This is a genomic window from Aquamicrobium sp. YD-1-mutant5 (genome assembly GCF_059509755.1).
On record NZ_JCAKKP010000005.1, the window covers coordinates 66490 to 89178 of the forward strand.

At 63.0% G+C, this 22689-nt stretch carries 27 protein-coding genes; 24 read left to right on the forward strand and 3 right to left on the reverse strand.

Features of this window, described 5'->3' with window-relative positions; genetic code table 11:
- Positions 1-51: 51 nt before the first annotated feature.
- The 18 genes from AC5XE7_RS10235 (at position 52) to AC5XE7_RS10320 (ending at position 14908) form a co-directional block, all read left to right on the forward strand.
- Positions 52-918 (forward strand): flagellar hook-length control protein FliK, encoded by an 867-nt coding sequence (locus tag AC5XE7_RS10235; protein WP_495917747.1) that lies wholly within the window; start codon positions 52-54, stop codon positions 916-918.
- Positions 854-1438: a transglycosylase SLT domain-containing protein gene (locus tag AC5XE7_RS10240; RefSeq protein ID WP_495365943.1), complete on the forward strand. Its 585-nt coding sequence runs from the start codon at positions 854-856 to the stop codon at positions 1436-1438. Before AC5XE7_RS10235 ends, AC5XE7_RS10240 begins: the two co-directional genes overlap by 65 nt.
- Before the next feature lie 189 nt (positions 1439-1627).
- On the forward strand, positions 1628-2296 hold the full coding sequence (locus tag AC5XE7_RS10245; protein WP_183831796.1) for a response regulator transcription factor: 669 nt from the start codon (positions 1628-1630) through the stop codon (positions 2294-2296).
- A 100-nt stretch (positions 2297-2396) separates the two neighbouring features.
- The gene (locus AC5XE7_RS10250; RefSeq protein ID WP_495365944.1) at positions 2397-3647 is read left to right on the forward strand and encodes a flagellar hook protein FlgE; all 1251 of its coding nucleotides are present in this window, start codon (positions 2397-2399) and stop codon (positions 3645-3647) included.
- Between the two features lie 27 nt (positions 3648-3674).
- Complete coding sequence (flgK, locus tag AC5XE7_RS10255) at positions 3675-5111, forward strand: flagellar hook-associated protein FlgK (RefSeq protein WP_495365945.1); 1437 nt, start codon at positions 3675-3677, stop codon at positions 5109-5111.
- A 2-nt stretch (positions 5112-5113) separates the two neighbouring features.
- Entirely contained in the window at positions 5114-6163 is a 1050-nt protein-coding gene (locus AC5XE7_RS10260; RefSeq protein WP_239799423.1) for a flagellar hook-associated family protein, read from the forward strand.
- Positions 6164-6178: 15 nt separating this feature from the next.
- On the forward strand, positions 6179-6526 hold the full coding sequence (flaF, locus tag AC5XE7_RS10265) for a flagellar biosynthesis regulator FlaF (protein WP_183831800.1): 348 nt from the start codon (positions 6179-6181) through the stop codon (positions 6524-6526).
- Entirely contained in the window at positions 6523-6969 is a 447-nt protein-coding gene (gene flbT / locus AC5XE7_RS10270) for a flagellar biosynthesis repressor FlbT (RefSeq protein ID WP_239799424.1), read from the forward strand. The genes flaF and flbT overlap by 4 nt, the downstream gene beginning before the upstream one ends.
- A 2-nt stretch (positions 6970-6971) precedes the next feature.
- Positions 6972-7406, forward strand: a complete 435-nt coding sequence (flgD, locus tag AC5XE7_RS10275) for a flagellar hook assembly protein FlgD (protein ID WP_239799425.1) — start codon at positions 6972-6974, stop codon at positions 7404-7406.
- A 30-nt stretch (positions 7407-7436) separates the two neighbouring features.
- Positions 7437-7703, forward strand: a complete 267-nt coding sequence (gene fliQ / locus AC5XE7_RS10280) for a flagellar biosynthesis protein FliQ (protein WP_239799426.1) — start codon at positions 7437-7439, stop codon at positions 7701-7703.
- A gap of 228 nt (positions 7704-7931) precedes the next feature.
- Positions 7932-9578: an MFS transporter gene (locus AC5XE7_RS10285; RefSeq protein WP_239799427.1), complete on the forward strand. Its 1647-nt coding sequence runs from the start codon at positions 7932-7934 to the stop codon at positions 9576-9578.
- 76 nt (positions 9579-9654) lie between these two features.
- Positions 9655-11742, forward strand: a complete 2088-nt coding sequence (flhA, locus tag AC5XE7_RS10290; protein ID WP_239799428.1) for a flagellar biosynthesis protein FlhA — start codon at positions 9655-9657, stop codon at positions 11740-11742.
- Between the two features lie 5 nt (positions 11743-11747).
- Positions 11748-12491: a flagellar biosynthetic protein FliR gene (gene fliR, locus AC5XE7_RS10295; protein WP_210307375.1), complete on the forward strand. Its 744-nt coding sequence runs from the start codon at positions 11748-11750 to the stop codon at positions 12489-12491.
- A gap of 5 nt (positions 12492-12496) precedes the next feature.
- Positions 12497-12880 (forward strand): hypothetical protein, encoded by a 384-nt coding sequence (locus tag AC5XE7_RS10300; RefSeq protein WP_495365946.1) that lies wholly within the window; start codon positions 12497-12499, stop codon positions 12878-12880.
- 76 nt (positions 12881-12956) lie between these two features.
- Complete coding sequence (locus tag AC5XE7_RS10305; protein WP_495365947.1) at positions 12957-13493, forward strand: rod-binding protein; 537 nt, start codon at positions 12957-12959, stop codon at positions 13491-13493.
- Between the two features lie 9 nt (positions 13494-13502).
- On the forward strand, positions 13503-13916 hold the full coding sequence (locus AC5XE7_RS10310) for a hypothetical protein (RefSeq protein WP_495365948.1): 414 nt from the start codon (positions 13503-13505) through the stop codon (positions 13914-13916).
- 37 nt (positions 13917-13953) lie between these two features.
- Complete coding sequence (locus AC5XE7_RS10315; RefSeq protein ID WP_495365949.1) at positions 13954-14466, forward strand: hypothetical protein; 513 nt, start codon at positions 13954-13956, stop codon at positions 14464-14466.
- Between the two features lie 157 nt (positions 14467-14623).
- A complete protein-coding gene (locus AC5XE7_RS10320) occupies positions 14624-14908 on the forward strand; it encodes an SCP2 sterol-binding domain-containing protein (RefSeq protein ID WP_183831810.1) in 285 nt (94 codons plus the stop codon).
- A 122-nt stretch (positions 14909-15030) separates the two neighbouring features.
- On the opposite strand, the gene AC5XE7_RS10325 is transcribed toward AC5XE7_RS10320, so the two are convergent.
- Together AC5XE7_RS10325 and AC5XE7_RS10330 are read right to left on the reverse strand one after the other, a co-directional pair.
- On the reverse strand, positions 15031-15675 hold the full coding sequence (locus tag AC5XE7_RS10325; protein ID WP_495365950.1) for a 2-dehydro-3-deoxy-phosphogluconate aldolase: 645 nt from the start codon (positions 15673-15675) through the stop codon (positions 15031-15033).
- Between the two features lie 74 nt (positions 15676-15749).
- Positions 15750-16625 (reverse strand): N-acetylmuramidase domain-containing protein, encoded by an 876-nt coding sequence (locus AC5XE7_RS10330; RefSeq protein ID WP_495365951.1) that lies wholly within the window; start codon positions 16623-16625, stop codon positions 15750-15752.
- 193 nt (positions 16626-16818) lie between these two features.
- Here AC5XE7_RS10330 and trhO point away from each other — a divergent pair, with 193 nt between their 5' ends.
- The 6 genes from trhO (at position 16819) to AC5XE7_RS10360 (ending at position 21573) form a co-directional block, all read left to right on the forward strand.
- Entirely contained in the window at positions 16819-17745 is a 927-nt protein-coding gene (gene trhO, locus AC5XE7_RS10335; RefSeq protein ID WP_495365952.1) for an oxygen-dependent tRNA uridine(34) hydroxylase TrhO, read from the forward strand.
- A gap of 109 nt (positions 17746-17854) precedes the next feature.
- Positions 17855-18589: a tellurite resistance TerB family protein gene (locus tag AC5XE7_RS10340; RefSeq protein WP_495365953.1), complete on the forward strand. Its 735-nt coding sequence runs from the start codon at positions 17855-17857 to the stop codon at positions 18587-18589.
- Between the two features lie 178 nt (positions 18590-18767).
- Positions 18768-19523, forward strand: coding sequence for an SDR family oxidoreductase (locus AC5XE7_RS10345; RefSeq protein ID WP_495365954.1), 756 nt, complete (start codon positions 18768-18770; stop codon positions 19521-19523).
- Positions 19524-19618: 95 nt separating this feature from the next.
- On the forward strand, positions 19619-20299 hold the full coding sequence (locus AC5XE7_RS10350; protein WP_495365955.1) for a GNAT family N-acetyltransferase: 681 nt from the start codon (positions 19619-19621) through the stop codon (positions 20297-20299).
- Positions 20300-20318: 19 nt separating this feature from the next.
- Positions 20319-21320: a cation diffusion facilitator family transporter gene (locus tag AC5XE7_RS10355; RefSeq protein WP_495365956.1), complete on the forward strand. Its 1002-nt coding sequence runs from the start codon at positions 20319-20321 to the stop codon at positions 21318-21320.
- Between the two features lie 49 nt (positions 21321-21369).
- Positions 21370-21573 (forward strand): hypothetical protein, encoded by a 204-nt coding sequence (locus AC5XE7_RS10360; protein WP_239799440.1) that lies wholly within the window; start codon positions 21370-21372, stop codon positions 21571-21573.
- Positions 21574-21577: 4 nt separating this feature from the next.
- On the opposite strand, the gene AC5XE7_RS10365 is transcribed toward AC5XE7_RS10360, so the two are convergent.
- The gene (locus AC5XE7_RS10365) at positions 21578-22687 is read right to left on the reverse strand and encodes a nickel/cobalt transporter (RefSeq protein ID WP_495365957.1); all 1110 of its coding nucleotides are present in this window, start codon (positions 22685-22687) and stop codon (positions 21578-21580) included.
- Positions 22688-22689: the final 2 nt, after the last annotated feature.

Below are 22689 nucleotides of genomic sequence, written 5' to 3' on the forward strand. Positions count from 1 at the left end.
GGACAGCAGGACTATCCGGCCCATGTCGGAGCCACAGGCGATCGTCTGCCATTGCTCATCAGCCTGCGTGAAATCGAACGTGCAGCCGCGACCGGCGAGGAAAATCTCCCAGCAGACACAGTGCCGGAAGACGGGATCGGGATGACGCAAGCGCCTAAGCCCGACCAAGCGGAGCGCGGGGTTTCCGGCATCCGCACGGATAACAGACCTGAACACGCCATTGCGCTCATGGATGGCGGCACGACCGATAGCACCCCGGCTGCTCCCGGCAAATCTACACCGGACCTGTCCGCATCGCTTCCCGATCAGCGGCCCGAAGAAACTTTCCACGAAAAGCATCCCGAAAGGGTGACGGTAACGTCCGTGCAAACCTTCGCCGCTCCTGCTTCCGTAAACATAAACCCCACGGTTGCGGCTCTGGTCGAGGTGCTGGCGGGCGAAGAAGGTGTTCGGCAGACCCAATCCCTGCAATCGGCGGCGTCTTTTTCCACTCCAAAACCCTCAGGCCCGGCACAAAGCCTGCGGATCGAGCTGCATCCGGCTGAACTCGGCATGATCAGCGCCCGCCTGCATCTGTCGGGAAATCAACTCATGGTTGAAATCATTCCCGACACGCATGAGGGATGGCATCGGCTGTCGTCGGACAGTGAAACCATCACACGCGCCATGCGCGATCTGGGATTCGACATCGGAAAGGTGACGATATTGCAGCCTTCCGCAACAGCGACGCCTGCCGGTCGCCCTGCGGAAATGAACATGCCGGATCGGCAAGCTTCTGACTTTCAGTCCGGACAATCGGGCCATGACAGCTCCCGGGGGGAACGACATGCATCCGGAAACAATGCAGACAGGCATGAGAAAACCAGCACGCCAGCTGCGTCTTCTCGCGGCGGCACTGCTGGCGATCTCTATATATGATCTGTCGCCTGCTCCGGCAAAAGCAGCCACGAACTCCTGCGAGAAGGAGATATTGCGGGCCTCGCAACGCTACGATATTCCCGCCGGCATCCTCTATGCCGTCGGGCTGACGGAGACCGGCAGAAAAGGCAGCTTGCAACCCAACGCCCTGAATATAGAAGGGAAAGCGCTGTTTCCGAAAAATCGCACCGAAGCCGTTTCGGCCTTTCATGAAGCCAAACGCGAGGGACGCAAGCTGATCGATCTGGGCTGTATGCAGATCAATCATCACTACCACGGAAACCAGTTCAGAAGCATCGAAGACATGCTCGATCCGCGCCGCAACGTGGATTACGCCGCCCGCTTCCTGCTCAGCCTTCATGCCCGCCACTCCACCTGGTCGATGGCGGTGGCGCGTTACCACGCCGGCCCCGATAACGACCCCGCGCAGAAGACCTATGTTTGCCGTGTCATCACCAACATGGTGGCGGTCGGCTTCGGCAAGTGGACGGACAACGCACGCAGCTTTTGCCGCCAGTGAGTTGTAGCCGATCAGGGCATTCTGGTCGAAACTGTGCTGAAACGGGTCAAAATCCCAAAAATAACGCCACAACCCCAGCGTTTATCACTCCCCAAAATTATGGTCGCAAAAATTGAAGGTTGGTCAGGAATCAGGCCGGCCGTTAACCCTTTTTTTGGGGTTATTGAAATTGATTCGGAAGGCGGGCCGATGATCGTTGTCGTGGACGAACGAGAACTCGTAACTGCGGGTTTCAACTCACTTTTTGACAGGGAAGGCGTTGCCTGCACGGGCTTCGCGCCGGACGACTTCGACGAGTGGGTGACGAGTGCGCGGGAAGACGACCTCCGCTCCGTCAGCGCTTTCCTGATCGGTGATTGCCGCGAAGGCAGCGTATCGCCGCGCCAGATCCGTGGCCGTACCGGCGCTCCGGTGATCGCGCTCAGCGAACACAATTCACTGGAAAATACCCTCAAGCTGTTTGAATCCGGCGTCGATGATGTGGTGCGCAAACCCGTCCACATCCGCGAGATTCTGGCGCGCATCAGCGCCATACGCCGCCGCGCCGAGACCGAGCCCGATTACACCGAGGTCGGCCGGATGCGCATCTTCATGGACGGGCGCGATCCCGAGATCGACGGTCAGCCCCTGCCGCTGCCGCGCCGCGAGCGCCGCATTCTGGAATATCTGGCTGCCAACAGCGGCCGCCGCGTCACCAAGACCCAGGTCTTCAACGCCATCTACGGCATCTTCGATGACGAGGTGGAGGAGAACGTGGTCGAAAGCCACATCTCCAAACTGCGCAAGAAGCTGCGGGAAAGGCTGGGGCACGACCCCATCGAGTCCAAGCGCTTCCTTGGCTACCGGCTGGTTCTGTGAAGCAGGAAGGCGCGACACAAGGTCAGGCCCGCGCCAGCTTCGCGCAAGACAGACGGTCTATCCTGCCCGCCACACAAGGTGGACCTGAGGAGACGTCTCAATGAGCCTCTACGGAATGATGCGTACCGGCGTTTCCGGCATGGCGGCCCAGTCGAGCAAGTTGGCCACGACCGCCGACAACATCGCCAACTCCGACACCACCGGGTACAAGCGCGCTTCGACCGAATTCTCGTCGATGGTCATGCCCAATACCGGGCGCAGCTATACATCGGGCGGCGTCACCACCACGGTGATCAATTCGATCAGCCAGCAGGGCATCCACAAATACACCACCTCCGCCTCCGACCTTGCCGTGGACGGCAACGGCTTCTTTGTCGTGCAGGATCCCGGCGGCACCAAGTTCCTGACCCGTGCCGGGGCCTTCGTGCCCGACGGTCAGGGCCGTCTGGTCAATGCGGCCGGCTTCCAGCTCATGGCCTACCCTTACGGCTTTACGCCCGCATCCGGTTCGGCCGACTATGGCAGCCTCGTTCCCGTCGCCGTTCCGCAAGGCGAGATCCCGGCGAAGGCCACCACGCAAGGCGCTTTTCAGGGCAGCGTGCCCACCGGCTCCACTCCGGTGCCGCCGGCCAACCTGCCGTCTGCGAACGGCGTATCGGCGCAAAGCACGGTGAGCTCCTCGCTCGTCGTCTATGATGCGCAGGGTACCCAGCGCATCCTCGATGTGCATTTCACCAACACCGGCGCCGGCACATGGGAGGTCGCAGTCTTCGACCGCGCCGATGCGGCTCCGGGCGGCGGCTTTCCCTATTCCTCCGGCGCGCTGGGAACCACGAATCTGACCTTCGATCCGGTAACGGGAGCCATCGATCCGGCTGTCACGCCGCTGTCCCTGTCCCTGCCGAGCGGACAGGCCATCGATCTCGACTTTTCCCAGATGACCGAGAGCGGCACCCAGCCGTCGGTCGTGCAGAATGCCGATGGCTACGCCGGCAGCGCCATCGAGAAGATCGAGATCGGCAAGGATGGCGTTGTGTCGGCCATCTATGGCAACGGCACGATCGAAAAGCTGTTCTCCATTCCGCTGGCCGAGGTTCCGAGCCCCGACCGTCTGACCGTTCTGCCCGGCAACGTCTTCGCGGCCAACAGTGAGTCAGGGGATGTCAGCATCGGCCTTGCCAATGAAAAGACGCGCGGGTCTATCGTTTCGGGCGCACTGGAAAACTCCAATGTCGATATCGCCGAGGAGCTGACCGACATGATCGCCGCGCAGCGCAGCTATACGGCCAATTCCAAGGTGTTCCAGACCGGCTCGGAACTCATGGACGTTCTCGTCAACCTCAAGAGATAAAGGCGGCGTCAGCCGTAAAACCGCAGCATGTCACTTTCATCCGCACTCAGCATCGCTCAATCTGCGCTTCTTTCCACGTCGCGCCAGACCAGCGTTGTCACGCGGAATGTGGCGGATGCGTCGAACCCCGACTATGCGCGCCGCACCGGCGTGGTTGTCAGCACCGCGCCCGGCGCGCGCATGGTCACCATCCAGCGCGCCGTCGACCAGCAACTCTTCCGCCAGAACATCACCGCCATTTCGGCCTGGAGCGGACAAAGCACGCTGGCCAGCGGGCTCGACCGGCTGCAACTTGCAGTCAACGGCGTCGACAACGCCTCGTCGGCCTCCAGCGCCATCGGCAAGCTGCACAATGCCCTGCAGCTCTATGCAACGACGCCGTCCAACCCGAATGTCGGCGCAACCGTCGTTGACGCGGCAAAACAGGCCGTGCGCTCGCTGAACAACGGCACGCAAGCCATACAGGCCTTCCGTGCCGAAGCCGACAGCCAGATCGCCGCCTCGGTCTCGGAACTCAACCAGTTGCTGGCGCAGTTCGAGGACGTCAACAAGGCCATCGTCTCCGGCACCCGCACCGGAACCGATGTGTCGGATGCGCTCGACAAGCGCGACGCCCTGCTGAAGAGAATTGCCGGGCATGTGCCGGTGACGACGCATATGCGCGCCGACAATGACATGGTGATCACCACCACGAACGGCATCACCATGTTTGAAACGGTGGCGCGCCCCGTTTCTTTCGCGCCATCGGCTGCCTATTCGCCGGGCATGGCCGGCTCGACGGTCTATATCGACAATGTGCCGGTTTCCCCCGGCACCGATGAGGCATCGGGCAAGCTCGCGGGCCTGCTGCAACTGCGCGACAGCACCAGCGTGACCATGCAGGCGCAGCTCGACGAGATCGCGCGCGGCCTCATCAGCGCCTTTGCTGAAAGCGCGCCTCCCCTTTCCGACGCCGCTGGCCTGTTCACATGGAACGGCGCGCCGGGCGTCCCCGGCACTCTTGTCACCGGCCTTGCCGGGCAGATTTCGGTCAATGCGGCTTTCGATCCCGAACAGGGCGGCAACGTCACCCTGCTGCGCGATGGTGGAGCCAATGGCGCCGGCTATGTTGCGAACACAGCGGGCACGGCATCCTTCGCCGACCGGCTGATTGCGCTTGGCGACCGGCTCGACCAGCCGATGACGTTCAGCCCAGCCTCGGGCATCACGGCGTCTTCAAGCGTCACGGCCTACTCGGCCAGCGCCATTGGCTGGCTGGACAATGCGCGCCAGCAGGCAACCACGCAGGCCGATACGAAAGAGGCGCTGGCATCGCGCACAGCCGAAGCGCTCTCCAATGCCACCGGCGTCAACATCGACACCGAAATGTCGCTCATGCTCGATCTTGAGCACACCTATCAGGCGTCCGCCCGTCTGCTCAGCACGGTGGACGAAATGCTGAAAACCCTGCTGAACGCGGTCTGACCATGAAAGCAGTTTCCGTCTCATCAGCCGCCATCTCCAATGCGATGCGCTATTCGCAGATGCGCATGCAGGTCGATCTGGTCAAAGCCCAGAAAGAGATGGACACCGGCAAGGTAGCCGATACCGGGCTGGCGCTGGGGGCCCGAAGCGCGCAGGCGGTGAATTTTCACCGCGACCTCGACCGGCTGAACGCGCTGGTCGATTCCAACGCCCTGGTGTCCGCCCGCCTCAAATCCACGCAGGATTCGCTGGGCCAGATCGTATCGGCAACGCAGAACCTCGTGAACGTGCTGACCGTGGCCGTCGCCGGCGATGCATCCGACAGCGTGACATCGAAGAGCGGCAGCACCACGCTGCAATCGCTGTCCACATTGCTGAACGCCAGCATGAATGGCGAATATCTGTTTGCCGGCACCAACACCGACGTTCGTCCCCTCGACGACTACACGTCATCCTCCTCGCCGGCCAAAGCCGCATTCGATGCCGCCTTCCTCAGCCATTTCGGATTCACCAAGGACGATCCCGCCGCCGCCGGCATTTCCGCCGCCGATATCGAAACATTCATGACCAGCGTGGTGGAACCGCAGTTTATGGGTGCGGGCTGGGAAGCGAACTGGTCGAGCGCGACGGATCAGGCGATCGTCAGCCGCATAGCCCTGAACGAGACCACGCAGACCTCGGTGAGCGCGAACAACGAGGGTCTGCGCAAGGTTGCCATGGCCGCGACGCTCGCCTTCGAGGCTTTCTCGGGCAACCTGTCGCAGGAAGCCAAAATGGCCGTCGCCACGCGCGCGCAGGCGCTTGCCGGCGAAGCGATTGCCGATCTCGGGCAATTGCAATCGCAGACCGGCATCATCCAGAACCGCGTATCGGATGCCAGCACCCGCATCAACACCCAGATCGATCTGTTCGAGAAGCACATCATCGCACTGGAGGGCATAGACCCGTACGAGGCCGCCAACCGCGTCAACGATCTGATGAGCCATATCCAGACATCCTTCGCGCTGACGGCGCGCATCAACCAGCTCAGCCTGCTGAACTACCTCACCTGACGGGGCGAATTCGCGATGTATCAATTCTCCTACGCCGACATTCAGACCGACTCGGTGGCCGATGCCAAAGACCGCGAGCGCCAGCTGCTCAGCCGGTCGATCGACATGCTGACGGCCGCAGCCGCGGCCGGCGCGGAATCGCGCGAAGCCGTGGAGGCGCTGCATTTCACCGCACGTATCTGGGCGACGCTGCTTGAGGATCTCGGCTCCGGCGAAAATGCCCTGCCGAAGGAACTGCGCGCCAATCTCATCTCGATCGGCATGTGGGTGCTGCGCGAGGCCGAGGACATCAGGCAGGGCCGCACCAGCGATTTTCAGGGCATTATCGAGATCTCCCAGATCATCCGGGATGGCATCCAATGAAAAGCACGCTCAAGCTGTCCCTGAAGGCGAATGAGAAGCTCTACATCAATGGCGCGGTGATCCGCCCTGACCGCAAGGTCTCCATCGAGATCATGAACGATGCTCAGTTCCTGCTGGAAAACCACGTGCTTCAGCCGGAAGACGCCAGCACGCCCCTGCGCCAGATCTATTTCATTCTTCAGGTCATGCTGATGAACCCGCAAGGTGCCCCCGACGCGCGTGACATGTTCCGCAAGTCGCTGCCGCTTCTGCTGGCCAGTTTCGGGGACGAGCACATCCTGGCCCACCTCAAGCAGGTCGACCGTATGGTCGCAGAAGGCGACGTCTACGGCGCGCTGAAAACCATACGCTCACTCTATCCGGCCGAGCAGGCCGCCCTGCAGGGCGGCAATGACCGGGAAAAACTGCGGGATTTCGAACCGCTGGCCATGGGAGCACGCTGACCATGAACGTCGATATGACCACATCAATTCCTGCCGGCGCCAACCAGTCGTCCTCGGCCCGGTCCAAGGCCATGGTGGACTACAACTCGTTCCTGAAGCTGCTCATCGCGCAGATGAAGAATCAGGACCCGACGCAGCCGATGGATTCCACCCAGTATGTGGCCCAGCTCGCCACCTTCTCGCAGGTCGAGCAATCCATGCAGGCCAACACCAAGCTGGACCAGATCCTGCAGGCGTCGAGCCTGTCGCAGGCGACCAGCCTGATCGGGCATTCCATCAGTTCGCTTGATGGTGAGGTTTCCGGCATCGTCAAGGAAGTGCGCCTCTTCAGCGACGGCATGGTGGCCGTTCTGGAATCCGGAGAGCAGGTTCTGGTCGGTCCCGGCATCAGCATCACGGCGCCGCCGGCAGGCGATACCGATCCGGCCACGACCTGAACGGATCGCCCTCATGACGGGGCTTTTGCCATGAACGAAGCCGATGCGCTCGACATCATGCAATATGCGGTGTGGACGGTGCTTGTCGCCTCCGCGCCCGTGGTGCTTGTGGCCATGGTCGTCGGCATCGGCATCGCGCTCGTGCAGGCCCTGACCCAGATTCAGGAAATCACCCTGACCTTCGTGCCCAAGATCGTGGCGATCATGCTTGTGGTGGCGCTCTCGGGACCCTTCGTCGGCAGCCAGATTTCGGCCTTTGCCAACGTCATTTTCGAACGCGTCGAGAACGGCTTCTAGAGCCTTTCCGGGAAAGACGCGAAAGCAGCTTCTTTGCGTTCGGATTCTCGTCCGAACCTTCTGTGCCAGTTCGCTCTCCGGAACCGGTCCACGCATGGCGAGACTGGACACGGCGGCGCGACGCGCCCATGTTAGAAACATACTTCTCCGAAACGATTTGCGCCCAATATATTCGGCCATGGGCAACCCGGATTTTGAAAAGGTCCGCCTCACGGCGGAACGTAACGAGTGATCGACGACGAACACGACACCCACCGAAGCTCCACTCTCGCCCCTTTCAGGCACGGAATATTCCGTGCGGTATGGACAGCAAGCCTCGCCTCCAATTTCGGCGGCCTGATCCAGAGCGTGGGCGCCGCGTGGCTGATGACCTCGATCACCACCTCGTCGGATATGGTGGCCCTTGTTCAGGCTTCCACGGCGCTGCCGATCATGCTGTTTTCCCTGGCCTGCGGTGCGATCGCCGACAGCTTCGACCGGCGCAGGGTCATGCTGGTGGCGCAGAGCTTCATGCTCATCGTCTCCGTTCTGCTCACCATCTTCGCCTATAAGGGCCTCATCACGCCGTGGCTGTTGTTGTCCTTCACCTTCCTGATCGGTTGCGGCACGGCTCTGAACAACCCGTCATGGCAGGCCTCGGTGGGCGATATGGTGCCGCGCGAAGACCTGCCGGCAGCGGTGGCCCTGAACTCCATGGGCTTCAACCTCACCCGCTCGGTCGGTCCCGCCATCGGCGGCATCATCGTCGCCGCGGCCGGTGCCGCGGCGGCCTTCGCCGTCAATGCCGCAAGCTACATCGCCCTGCTGACTGTCCTTGCCCGCTGGAAGCCGAACCTGCCCGCCTCCAAGCTGCCGCGCGAGACGCTGGGGGCCGCGATGGGAGCGGGCATCCGCTATGTCGCCATGTCGCCCAATATCGGCAAGGTGCTGCTGCGCTCCTCCACCTTCGGCTTTACCAGCGGTTCCATTCTCGCCCTCCTGCCGCTGGTCGCGCGCGATCTGGTGCAGGGAGGGCCGCTTACCTTCGGCATCATGCTGGGCGCATTCGGACTTGGCGCCGTCGGCGGCGCGCTGATCAGCGGTCGCCTGCGCCAGATGCTGTCGAGCGAGGTGATGGTGCGTTGCGCTTTCGTCGGCTTCGCCATCTGCGCGCTCACCGCAGCACTCAGCTCCTATGCCTGGCTGACCGCCTCCGGCCTGCTGATCGGCGGCGCCTGCTGGGTGCTGGCGCTGTCGCATTTCAACGTGACGGTGCAGATGTCGACCCCGCGCTGGGTGGTCGGTCGCGCCCTCTCCATCTACCAGATGGCCACTTTCGGCGGCATCGCGCTGGGAAGCTGGATCTGGGGCGTGGTCGCCGAAACGCATGGCGTGGAGACGGCCCTGATTGCGTCATCGCTGACCATGCTCGCCGGCGGCGCCATCGGCTTTGCCGTGCCCCTGCCGCAACTGACCACCATGAACCTCGATCCGCTCAACCGCTGGACCGAGCCGCTGCTGTCCCTCGACCTGAAGCCGCGCAGCGGCCCCATCGCCATCATGATCGAATATGTCATTCAGGAGCAGGATCTGCCGGAGTTCATCGAGCTGATGGCCGAGCGCGGGCGCATCCGCCGCCGCGACGGCGCACGCAACTGGACGCTGGCGCGCGATCTCGAAAATCCCGACATCTGGATGGAAAGCTACCATACGCCGACTTGGCTGGAATATGTGCGCCACAACACTCGCGCCACCTTCGCCGATGCCGCGATTTCGGAACGTATCCGCGCCCTGCACAGCGGCACGGAAAGGCCACGCGTGCGCCGCCTGATCGAGCGGCAGACCAGCGCCCAGCAGGCCATCGTCACGCCGAAGGGGCCGATCGACCTGCACTGACCCTGCGCCCCACCCTCGCGCAAGTTTGAGCGGCTAGTTTCACAGAGAACTTGCGCAAGGGTGGCAACGGCAGACCATGGCGATCAGCGAAACCATTTCGACGGGGAGCACGGCCCGCAACGGGCGCGATGTCTTCTTCGCGCTCGGCATCGTCATCATTCTGGCAGTGCTGTTCCTGCCCATCCCGGCCTTCCTCATCGACATCGGCCTCGCCTTCTCGATTGCCCTGTCGGTGCTGATCCTCATGGTTGCGCTGTGGATCCAGCGCCCGCTCGACTTCTCGTCCTTCCCCACCATCCTGCTGATCGCGACGATGCTGCGCCTGTCGCTCAACATCGCCACCACCCGCGTCATCCTCTCGCATGGCAATGAGGGCACCAACGCGGCGGGCCATGTGATCAGCGGCTTTTCGAAACTCGTCATGTCGAGCGATTTCGTCATCGGCCTGATCGTCTTCCTGATCCTGATCGTGGTGAACTTCATCGTCATCACCAAGGGCGCCACCCGCATCGCCGAGGTGGGTGCGCGCTTCACCCTCGACGCCATCCCCGGCAAGCAGATGTCGATCGACGCCGACCTTTCCGCCGGCACCATCGACGACAAGACGGCACAGCTGCGCCGGCGCGAACTGGAGGAGGAATCGTCCTTCTTCGGCTCCATGGATGGTGCTTCCAAATTTGTGCGTGGCGATGCCATCGCCGGCCTCATCATCACCGCCATCAACATCGTCGGCGGCATCGCCATCGGCTATCTGCGCCACGGCATGAGCATGGGCGAGGCAGCCGACGTCTTCATCAAGCTCTCGGTCGGCGACGGCCTCGTCACCCAGATTCCGGCGCTGATCGTCTCGCTGGCCGCCGGCCTGCTGGTGTCCAAGGGCGGCACGCGCGGCTCCGCCAACCAGGCCGTGTTCGGCCAGCTCGGCGCGCACCCGCGCGCGCTTTACGTTGCTGCATCGCTGCTTGCCCTGCTCGGCATCATGCCCGGCCTGCCGCTGTTTCCCTTCATGGTTCTGGCCGGCGCCATGGCTGGTCTGGGCTATGTGATCCCGATGCGCCAGAAGCGCGAGATGGCCGCCGAAGATGCTGCCCGCAAGAGCGAGGAAGCCGCCAAGGCCGACGAGGAAAAGAACTCGGTCAAGGCTTCTCTTGCCACCGCCGAGATCGAACTTCTGGTCGGCAAGCAGCTTTCGACGCGGCTGCTGACCTCGCACCAGGAACTCGCCTTCCGCATGGGTAAGATGCGCAAGAAATTCGCCACCCAGTATGGTTTCGTCGTTCCTGAAATCCGGCTCACAGACGATTTCGCCATCCCCCCGAAAAGCTACCAGATCAAGATCCACGGCACTGTCGTGGCCGAATACGAAACCCGTGTCGGCGAGATCATGGTGCTGCTCGGCAATCGCGACCTTCCCGAAATTCCGGGCGAGGAAGTGAAGGAGCCGGCCTTCGGAATGCGCGCCTATTCGGTGCTGGAAACCTTCGCCGAGGACCTCAAGCGCGAGCAGTTCGCCTTCGCCGACAACATGTCGGTCCTGCTCACCCATCTGTCCGAAGTCATCCGCAACAACCTGCCGCAGCTTCTGTCCTACAAGGACATGAAGGCGCTTCTGGAGCGGCAGGACCCCGAATACCGCAAGCTCGCCGACGAGATCTGCACCACGCACATCTCCTATCCGGGCCTGCAGGCGGTGCTGAAGCTTTTGCTGGCCGAGCGCGTGTCGATCCGCAACCTGCACCTCATCATCGAGGCCATCGCCGAGATCGCGCCGCATGTGCGCCGCACCGAACAGATCGTCGAGCATGTGCGCATCCGCATGGCGCAGCAGATCTGCGGCGACCTCACCGAAGGCGGCGTGCTGAAAGTGCTGCGTCTCGGCAATCGCTGGGACCTCGCCTTTCACCAGAGCCTCAAGCGCGATGCCAAGGGCGAGATCCGCGAGTTCGACATCGACCCGCGCCAGCTCGAAGAATTCGGACAGGACGCCACCAAGGCGATCCGCAAGCATCTGGAAGCCGGCGAGCGCTTCGTTCTCGTCACCGCGCCGGATGCGCGCCCCTATGTGCGCATGATCATCGAACGCCTGTTCCCGACCCTGCCTGTGCTCAGCCATGTCGAGATCGCCCGAGGCGTCGAGATCAGGGTGCTTGGAACCATATCGTGACGGCTCTGGCCGAGAGCACCATTCTGGCGGGCTTTCTCGCCTTTTGCCGCATCGGCGCCTGCATGATGCTGATGCCCGGCCTTTCGAGCGTGCGTGTGCCGGTGCAGGTGCGCCTGTTCACGGCGATCGCCGTCACCATGGCGCTGCTCGCCTTCCTGTGGGATCGCATCTATCCCTTTGTCGATGCCCGCCCTTCCGTACTGGCGCCGATGATCGTCTCCGAACTGCTTATCGGCGGGCTGATCGGCGCGCTGACGCGCCTCTACATGGAAGCCATGCGCTTCATCGGCACCGCCATCGCCATGCTGATGGGCTTCAACAGCATGGGCGGCACGGCCATCGAGGAACCCGACCCGCAGGGGCCGCTCGCCGCCCTCATCTCGCTGTCGGCGCTGCTGCTGCTGTTCGTGTTCGATTTCCATCTGGAAATAGTCCGCGCACTCGTCGCCTCCTATTCGATCGCGCCGGTGAACGTCTTCTTCAACCCGCAATCGGCATTGGTCGACGTGGCCGACACGGTTTCGGAGAGCTTCTTTCTGGTGCTGCGGCTGGGCAGTCCCTTCATCGCCTATGCCATTCTGGTTAACCTCACCATCGGCTTCGTCAACAAGCTGACCCCGCAGATCCCGATCTACTTCATATCGCTCCCCTTCGTGGTCGCCGGCGGGCTGATCCTGTTCTACTTCGCCTTCTCGACCATGCTGTCCCTGTTCGCCGACGGTTTCCTCGGCATGACCCTTGCAAGGTAACGCGCATGGCCCAGCGCACCCAGCGCCTGAAAAAGCTGGTCAAGGTACAGGAACAGCTTACCGCCCTGCACGAAATGCGCCATGCCATGCATCTGGCAGCGTCGGCAGCGGCGAAGCGCGACGCAGAAGAGATTGCATCCGGCTTCGATGCGCCCGGCTCGCTCTCCGCTCTCTTTCCTGAAGTGTACAACCGCAGGATTTCCGAAGCGCTGGCGCGGGCCGATGCGGAGCGCGAGAAGGCGAGCGCCGAGGCAGCGCAGCTTGCCTCGGCCATCGCCCGCACCAACATCGTGGAGCGCGCCTACCGGCAGGCGCGGCGGGCCGATGAGCGCCACATGGAAGAGCGCACGCTGCTCGATCTCATCGAACAGCGCCAGACCCGCGGCTGAACGAACGGCACGTCAGCCTGCGGCAAGGTTTCGGCGTCATGATCTTTTGCAGGAAAACCGGTGGAAGGCTCTTTTCTTGGCGATCTCTCCCCCCAGCGACATAGTGCTCGATGTGGCGCGGGCGGCCGACTCGGCCGACATCCGCAAGGCCCATGCCGAACTGCTCAGCCGCGCCGGCGAAAGCGACGCGCCTTTCGAGGTCGCAGGCGTCCGCAATGCCCGCGCCTCCCGGCCTGCCGAAGGAGCGGACAGCTTCAGGCGGTTCGAGGCCATGGTCCTGCAGACCTTCATCCAGAACATGCTGCCGAAAGATGCTGAGGGCATTTTCGGCAAGGGTCTGGCCGGCGACATGTGGAAGGCGCGCATGTCAGAAAATATTGCAGACGTAGTGGCCGCGCGCGGCGGCATCGGCATCGCCCAAACCCTGGCGTCGGCCCATTACATGGCCGCCGGGCAGGCCGATGCGACGGGCACGGCTTCGGCCAATCCGCGCAAGGCCGAGCTGGACGCGCAGCTCAGCATGTCGTCATCGCTTGTCCACCAGCTTCAGCTGCGGGTCGTGCGCTCGCTTGGCGACAACAGCCCAACCCAGACAGAATCCCGCAGCAAGTAAGGCAGGGTCATGAACGAGTATTCCGAATTTAGCCCCGGCCTTCCCCGCCCGTCGGACATGGTTGCCGCGGGTGCCGCACCCGGCAGCCTTGCCGCCATAATCGGCCGCATCGAGGAAGCGGTCGAGGCCGAGACGCAAGCCATTCGCTCCGATCCCGCATTCGACATCAAGGCATCCAATGCCCGCAAGAGCCGCTATCTCTACGAGCTGAACCGGGCGATGAAAGCCGGCCGGCCCGAAACCATGGCCGAGCATCGCGACGGACTCCTGCGATTGCGCCAGAAGCTGGCGCGAAACGAGGCCGCCATTCTGGCGCATCTCAATGCCGTGACCGAGGTGGCGAACCTGTTGAAGGACGCGATCCAGCACGCGGAAGCCGACGGCACCTATTCCGCCGGCCAGTTCGGCTGGGCGCAGTCATGACGAGGCTTGCCATGCGAACAGGGCTTGCCGTGCTGCCATGATAAAGTTCGTCGTCTCGGCCTTGTGGATCAGCGCGGCAACGGTGGGGGCTGTCTTCTACGCGTTTCAGGCCTCCGGCAAGAGCGACGATGCGGCGTCCGCCCCCGCCATGTTCGGCGGTCTCGACTATGTGAAGACCGACATCATCACCGTACCGGTGGTGCGCGACGCGAAGGTCGATGGATATTTCATCGCGCGGCTGGTCTTCACTGCCGAACCGGCCCGTCTGAACAGGCTCTCCGTGCCGGCGCCGGCCCTGATCACCGATGAGGTCTATTCCTACCTCTACTCCACGCCCCAGCTCGATTTCACCGGCCAGGCTCCAATTAACATCGACAAGTTCCGCGACGGCGTGCGCGAGGCCGTCAATGCCCGCGTCGGTGAAAAGCTCATCCATGAGGTGCTGGTGGAACAGGTGGATTTCCTGACCAAGGACGAGATCCGCAATCATCCCAACCGCCGCCGCAAACCCGCTGCACAGACCAATCCGGCACCGGAAGCCGCCCCATAAGATACGGCGCGGAGAAATCCCGAAATCACGTTGACGTAAACGTCAATATTGACCTATAAAACCTGCAAACGGCGTGGGTCTCCCGCACCGTATGGAGGCTTGGCACAGTCCGGGCAAACGCAACAGCGCACAGGCGCAAAATCACGGAAAGAGAATCATGGGCGTTCAGGACATCGCGGACAAGCTGAAGTCTCAGGTCGAGAGCGCCGGCTTTAACCGGTCGGTGAAGTTCGATACGGGAAGCGATGGCGTCATCCTCATCGACGGCACCAGCATCTCCACCACCGACGGCCCGGCCGACTGTACCATCAAGCTATCGCTCGACGATCTGGAATCGCTGCTCGCCGGCGATCTGAACCCGACCATGGCCTTCATGAGCGGCAAGCTGAAGATCGAGGGCGACATGTCGATCGCCATGCAGCTCAGCCAGCTGATTGGCTGAGCTGCCGGCACGGCAAACACCCCGGCCCGCAACAGGCTAAGGATAAACAGAAGGCCCCGTTCAACCGGGGCCTTCTTTGCTTTCAAGCCGATATGGCAGGGCGTTTGCCCGCGCCTTTCAGTTCAGCCAGCCTTGCGCAGACCGGAGGCCTCGCGCGCCAGTTCCTCTATGCGGCTCCAGTCTTCCTTTTCGACCAGATCGTCGGGCGCCACCCACGAGCCGCCGACGCAGATGACATTCGGCAGGTCGAGATAGGTGGAGGCATTGGCCGGGCTGACGCCGCCTGTCGGGCAGAAGCGCACATCGGCGATCGGCGCGGCCAGCGCCTTGAGGAAGGCAGCGCCGCCGGCCTGCTCGGCAGGGAAGAATTTCAGGAAGTTCAGGCCCGCCTGCCGGGCGGCCATGATCTCGCCCGGCGTGATCGCCCCGGGCAGGAACGGCACGTCGCTGTCGGCGGATGCCTTCAGCAGTTCCTTGGTGATGCCAGGGCTGACGATGAAGCGGGAGCCCGCATACACCGCCGCTTCATACTGGGCGGGGTCGAGAATGGTGCCGGCGCCGACGATCGCTTCCCCGACCTCCCCGGCCACGCGCCGGATGGCCTCGACCGCATCGTCGGTGCGCAGCGTGATCTCGATGGCCGGAAGCCCGCCTCGTGCCAGCGCGCGCGCCAGCGGCACTGCGCGTTTCGCATCCGCGATCCTGAGCACCGGGATGACGGGTTGGCCAGCGAGCAGGGCAACCAGCTTGTCGGACTTGTTCGGCATGGCGATCTTTCAGTGAAATCAATAATTCAACCGATTTAGCACGACAGATTTGTCAAGTCTATGAAGCCCTCGCCTCAGGACAGCCCAAGCAGCCGGAAAAACCCCGCCCTGATGGCTGTCCACCAGCCGGGCGTCGGGCGCGCAATGGCCGTCTTCAGCGCCGCAAACGTTTTTGGCCCGGCGATGCCGTCGGTGACGAGACCATTCTCCTTCTGGAAGCGGCGTAGCGCAGCCTGTGTCGCCGGCCCGAAAAGGCCATCAGCCGCAATGCCATAGCCGAGCGCGGCCAGATGCTGCTGCAATTCCCGCACGGCTTCGCTTTTAGAGCCGGCCTTCAGAACAGTGTTGGCATCAGTTGTGCCTGCGCCTCCCGCATGGTGTCGATAAGCGGCGGCGAGCTTCCTGTCATAGCCGTTCTTCGTATAGCCGGGACCGTTGTAACCGCGCGCAAAAGCCGGCCAGTCCTGCGCATTCAGCGCTGAGATCAGGCCTGCCTTGTCGATATAGCCCACCATCAGCCGGATCTGGCCGGCCACGCCCGACCGCGCTTCGGCAACCAGTGCCTGCACATTGGGATAGCCAAGCCACAGCCAGTGCGAACCCATCACCTGCCCGATCCCCCATGATGTGGATTCATAGGCGGCGCTGGCATCGATCTGCGTGGCCTTGCCGAGCAGCGCCCAGCGGGCGCTCTGGGTGGCGGGATTGGCCACCGCGCCCGCCTTCGGGGAGGCGAGCCCAAGCTCGCGGGCGCGCGCCTGTTTGCTGCCAGTTAGGCGGCGGTCGAAATAATGGCCCTCAAAGCGAATGAGCGGCTCGTTGCGCCCCTGCACGACGGCAAAAACGCGTCCGCCGCTTTCCACGTCCATGACAGCCAGAAGGGCAGCCGGTGTGATGCCGGCCTGCCGTGCTGCGGCCTGTGCTTCGCGGATGACATCCTGGCTGAACATTGGCTTGTGCGCTCCCCTGTCGGCTCCCGTTGGCAGGCCCGAGTTTCGGCGCGATTGGAACGGTGGGGATAAAAACGCGTCCGGAAAATGCCGGTCTCCCTTCCGGACACCGGAAAGCATTGGCGCTTTTTGCCTTATCATGAGCCGGCCGGAACATCTTGAATCCACGCGCGGTAAGCGCTAGGCCCTGCGCATGACTGAAACTCCAGATCTCAAAAGCGTCCGGGTCGCCGCGCTCTACCGCTTCTGCCGGCTGGACCGGTTCGAGGAGATGCGCGCGCCGCTGGCCGCCTTCTGCTGCGCGCGCGGCATCAAGGGCACGCTGCTGCTGGCCCGCGAAGGCATCAACGGCACCGTTGCCGGCACCACGGAAGCGATCGCCGAACTGGTCAACCACCTGAATGCGCAGTCCGAGCTGTCCGGCTTCGACGTCAAATACAGTCACGCCGCCGAAATGCCGTTCCACCGCATGAAGGTGCGGCTGAAGCGCGAGATCGTGACCATGGGCGTCGAAGGCATCGACCCGCTGGAGAGCGTCGGCACCTATGTCGAGCCGGCTGAGTGGAACACGCTTATTTCCGACCCGGAAACCGTGGTCATCGACACCCGCAACGGCTACGAGGTGGCGCTCGGCACCTTCAGGCGCGCCGTCGACCCGCAGACCGACAGCTTTCGCGAGTTCCCGCAATGGGTGGACGAGCACCGCGGCGAACTGGAAAACCGCAAGATCGCCATGTTCTGCACCGGCGGCATCCGCTGCGAGAAGGCCACCGCCTTCGTGAAGTCGCTGGGTTTCGACGAGGTGTTCCACCTCAAGGGCGGCATCCTGAAATATCTGGAGGAAGTACCCGCCGAACAGAGCCTGTGGGAAGGCGAATGCTTCGTCTTCGACGAGCGCGTATCGGTTGCGCACGGGTTGGTGGAAGGCGAGGCCGAGCTTTGCCGTGCTTGCCGCCATCCGCTGACGCCCGCCGAGCGGGCCTCGCCGAAATACAGTCCCGGCATTTCCTGCGAGTACTGCCACGACAGCCGCTCCGAGGAAGATCGCGCCCGCTATGCCGAGCGCCAACGGCAGGTGGAACTGGCCGCCAGACGCGGCAGGGAACACATCGGAAGCTGACCGCCTCCCCCTTCCGCATCGGTGCCCATTCCGTGTCATTGTAATGACAAGGTTGCCGCCCTACCTGTCTGCGACAGAAATCGCCCCATGGGCCTTAGCGGAGGTGCCGATGTTCGACCCCAAGAAGCTTCTCGACGACCTGCTCGGTTCGCAGATTCCCGGAACGACCGGAACCGTCCGGGAAAAGGCCGGTCAGGCCGTGCAGATGGCCAAGGACAATCCTCTGGCCGCCAGCGCGCTCGCGGCCGTGCTTCTCGGCACCGGGCCCGGCCGCAAGGTCGGCGGCGCGGCGGTCAAGCTCGGCGGCCTGGCGGCCATTGGCGGCCTCGCCTACAAAGCCTACCAGAATTACCAGAACGGCAAAAAGCCGGACGAGGCCGCACCCGCTGAAGAACAGGTTCTGCTGCCCCCGCCCGCCGATACCGAGTTCCATCCATCGCAGGCCCCACAGGGCGAAGCCGAATTCGCCCTGACGCTGGTGCGCGCCATGATCGCCGCCGCCAGGGCCGATGGCAGGATCGATGATGAAGAGCGCCGCCGCATCGGCGAGAAGCTCAGCCTTTCGGGGCTCGATTCCGACGCGGAGAGCTTCCTCAGGGCAGAAATCGAATCGCCGCTCGACCTCGACGCGCTGGTGTCAGCTGCCCGGACCGAGGCGCAGAAAGTGGAACTCTATACGGCCTCACGGCTTGCCGTCGATGCCGACACCCGTGCCGAACGCGGCTATCTCGATCTGCTGGCCGGACGCCTTGGCCTTGCCGACCAGCTTGTCGATCACATCGAGGCGACGGTTGCCTCGTCCGGCGCGCCGCAACCGGCCCCGGTTCCCGGCTCTCCGTGGTGAGAACACAGCCGTTAACCAGTTGTTAGCCTTCAGGGCGCAGCATTTGAAACAGACGGACGCGTCTTCCTCCTCCCGGACGCTGTCTGCAAATTGGGGCGATCGCGAATGATCGCCCCTTTTGTATGCTTGCCTTGCGCCGCCGGTTCTGCGAACCCTCTGCCAGTCCGGAGGAGGAAGCATGGGAATCAGGGGAACAGCAATTGTAACGGGCGCCGGTTCCGGCATCGGCAAAAGCGTGGCGCAGGCTTTGCTGCGTGACGGCTGGAACACGGTGTTCTGTGGCCGCCGCACCGAACCGCTGGAAGCGGCTATATCCGAAACGTCGGACACCGAGGCCAAAGGCCTTGCCGTTTCCTGCGACGTAAGCTCGCCAGAGCAGGTTGAAAACCTGTTTCGCACGGCGGTCGAAGCTTTCGGCCGCATCGATCTTCTGTTCAACAATGCCGGAATGGGCTGCGAGGCGGCCCCCATAGATGAAATCCCGGTCGAAAACTGGCACGAGGTTCTCGGCGTCAATCTCACCGGGTCGTTCCTGTGCGCCCGCGCGGCCTTCGGCGCCATGCGCCGGCAGGAGCCCATGGGTGGCCGCATCATCAACAACGGCTCGATCTCGGCTCATGCACCGCGTCCCGGCTCGGTTCCCTACACCACCACCAAGCACGCCATCACGGGGCTCACCAAAACGCTCGCCCTCGATGGCCGCCCCTTCGACATCGCCTGTGGCCAGATCGACATCGGCAATGCGCTGACCGAAATGGCCACGCCGATGGCGGCGGGCATTCCGCAGGCCAATGGCAGCGTGGCGGTCGAGGCGGTGATGGATGTTCAGCGGGTGGCGGAAGCGGTCGTCTATATGGCCGGCCTGCCGCTCGATGCCAACGTGCTGTTCATGACGGTGATGGCAACCAAAATGCCGTTCGTCGGCAGGGGTTGACCTTCTCGCCCTGGAACAGGTCCCGCATCGTGCTGGTTCTTGCCTACCCCCGCATTTTCCTGTGAGCCTCACCGCAAAGAGGAAGGGAAGCAAGCATGGCAGACGATCTGAGCGACTGGCAGCCAAGACCGCGCCCCGGGCGCACGATTCTGGAAGGCCGCACGGTGCGGCTGGAGCCGCTGGAGGCCGCGCGCCACGGCGACGAACTGTTCGCGGCGTCTGCCGTCGCGGATGCCGGATCGCGCTTCGCCTGGTTGCCGGAACTGCCGCCTCAGGATCGCGCCGCCTTCCAACCCTGGCTGGAGAAGGCCGAGGCCAGTCCCGATCCGCTGTTCTTCGCCGTCATCGACAAGGCAAGCGGCAAGGTCGCCGGCCGCCAGACCCTGATGCGCATCGATGCGAATAACGGCGTGGCCGAGATCGGCAACATCTATTGGGGTCCGCTGGTTTCGCGCAAGCCGGCCGCCACCGAAGCGCAATTCCTGTTCGCCTCCTATGTCTTCGATGAACTCGGCTATCGCCGCTATGAATGGAAGTGCAACAACGCCAACGAACCCTCGAAACGCGCCGCCGAACGTTTCGGCTTCACGTTCGAAGGTCTCTTCCGCCAGCACATGGTGGTGAAGGGCGCAAATCGCGACACAGCGTGGTATTCGATCATCGACAAGGAGTGGCCGGCGCTGAAAAGCGCCTATATTTCCTGGCTGGACCCATCCAATTTCGATTCGGACGGACAACAGATCCGGCGGCTGGAGGAATTCCGCGCCGTCACCTGAGCCTCGAAAGGCGGCGAGCATGGCCCATTCGCACAAGGCTGGCGAAACAGCGCACGGTCACGCGGCACATAATCATGCCGGCCATAACCATGCGCATGACCATGGCGGCGCCACCGACAAGCGCCGGGTGATGATCGCCGCCTGCCTGACGGGCGGCTTCATGATCGCCGAGGCGCTGGGCGGCATCTTCACCAATTCGCTGGCACTGCTTGCCGATGCCGGCCACATGCTCACCGACACGCTGGCGCTCAGCCTGGCGTGGTATGCGTTCCATCTGGCCGAACGCCCGGCCACGGCCCGCATGTCCTACGGCTTCGGACGCGTGAAGACGCTGGTTGCCTATACCAACGGCATTGCCATTTTCGTCATTGCCATATGGATCGTCTATGAGGCGTGGCAGCGTTTTCAGGAGCCGCCGCAGGTGCTCGGCGCACCGATGCTGGTGGTCGCGACGCTCGGGCTGGTGGTCAATGTTGCGGGCTTCCTGATCCTGCATGGCGGCGACCGCGAAAGCCTCAACATGCGCGGCGCCATCCTTCATGTGCTGGGCGATCTTTTGGGTTCGGTCGCCGCCATTGCCGCCGCACTCATCATCATCGCCACCGGCTGGTACCCGATCGATCCGATCCTGTCTGTGCTGGTGGCTGTCATCATCCTGTCCACCGCCTGGCGGCTGATGCGCGAGGCTGCCCATCTCCTGCTGGAAGGCACGCCCGAAACGCTGGACCGCGACGCGGTCGCGGCCGATCTCACGGCCAATATCGCGGGCTTGCGCGACGTCCATCATGTGCATCTGTGGTCTCTCGACGGCTCGAAGCATATGGCCACGCTTCACGCCCGGCTGGACGAAGGAGCCGACGCCCATGAGACGGTCTCGGCTATCAAGCGAAGGCTGGCTTCAGATCATGGCGTAGACCATGCGACGGTCGAAACCGAACTCGGTTGCTGCGCAGACTGCCATGGCAACGAGGACGAACACCATGGTCATTCGCAGCACAACGTGGCAAAGCAGGGTTCATGATGTTTGACATGGCTGGCTGGCGCCAGCCGCACTCCACCGAGGAACGACCATGACCCGCGAAACCAGACAGACGGCAATTGCCACCTTCCTGATTCTGGCCGTGTTCGGGACATTCCTTTATTTCGTGCCGCAGATCATGATCGCGGTCGGCGCCATATCGCCGGTTCTGGGCGCCGTCGTCATCGGGCTTGTTCTGGTGGCACCGTTCCTGTTTTTCTGGCTGCGCTCGCGCCGCCAGAACGGCAACGGCTGAGTCCTCAGACGCTGAGGCTGGCCGACAGAAGGGTCACGCCGACAAGGAAGATGAAAGCGGCAGCGCCGATCTCGATCGTGGCGTGAATGCGGTTGCCGAGCCTGCCGCCGCCGGCCAGCAGTACCGCCCAGTTCTTCGCCGTCACCGCCAGAACGGCCAGCGTCGAGACGGTGATGGCGGTGCCCAGCGCCATCGCCAGAACCGACAGGATGCCCGCCACCCACAGCCCGTTCAGCAGGGCGAAGGACAGCACGATCAGCGCTCCCGAGCATGGCCGCAGGCCGATAGCCGCCATGGCCGTCCATGCGGTGCGCCAGTCGAACCGTTCGCCGGAAAGAAGCGCGGGGTCCACAGCATGCGAATGGCCGCAACTGGAGCACACCATGCCCTCGTCATGATGATGGTGCGCATGATCGTGGTGATGATGTGCATCATCATGCGTATGGTGCCCATGGCTGCAATGCTCACCATTATGATGGTGTCCGTCACAGTCGGCGTGATCATGGTGTACGTGCGGAACGCTTGCCGCCGAGAGGTTGTAGGCAGGGGCAGCGCCGATCATGCGCCTCACCACGGGCCCAGCCTTCTTCCACAGAAGCCATGCACCAAAGCACGTAACGAAGACATAGCTGGCAGTTTCAAGGAACTGCGCGGCATTGGTCATCGATATGGAGGTGCCGCGCAGCACGAAATAGGCAAGCAGCATGACCACAATGGCGGTTGCCGCCTGCAGGAATGCCGAGATGAAGGACAGCACCACGCCGCGACGCAGCGCCACCTCGTTGGCCAGCATGTAAGACGAAATCACTGCCTTCCCATGGCCGGGACCGGCCGCGTGGAAAATACCATAGGCGAAGGACAGGCCGACCAGCACCCACACCTGACCGCCATCGTCGCGCAGGGCTTTCATGGCGGATGACAGCGACCGGTAGAACGCCTGCTGATGCTGATTGATCCAGATCATCAGCCCGGAGAACATGCCGCCGGAGGGGATGACGGCTTCGTTGGCACCGATGCCGAGCGAGCTTTGCGCATGGGCCTGGACGGCGAAATGCGACAGCACATAGGCCACTGCCAGCAGGGCGAAAGTTACGCGTATAAAGATCTTGCTCAAGG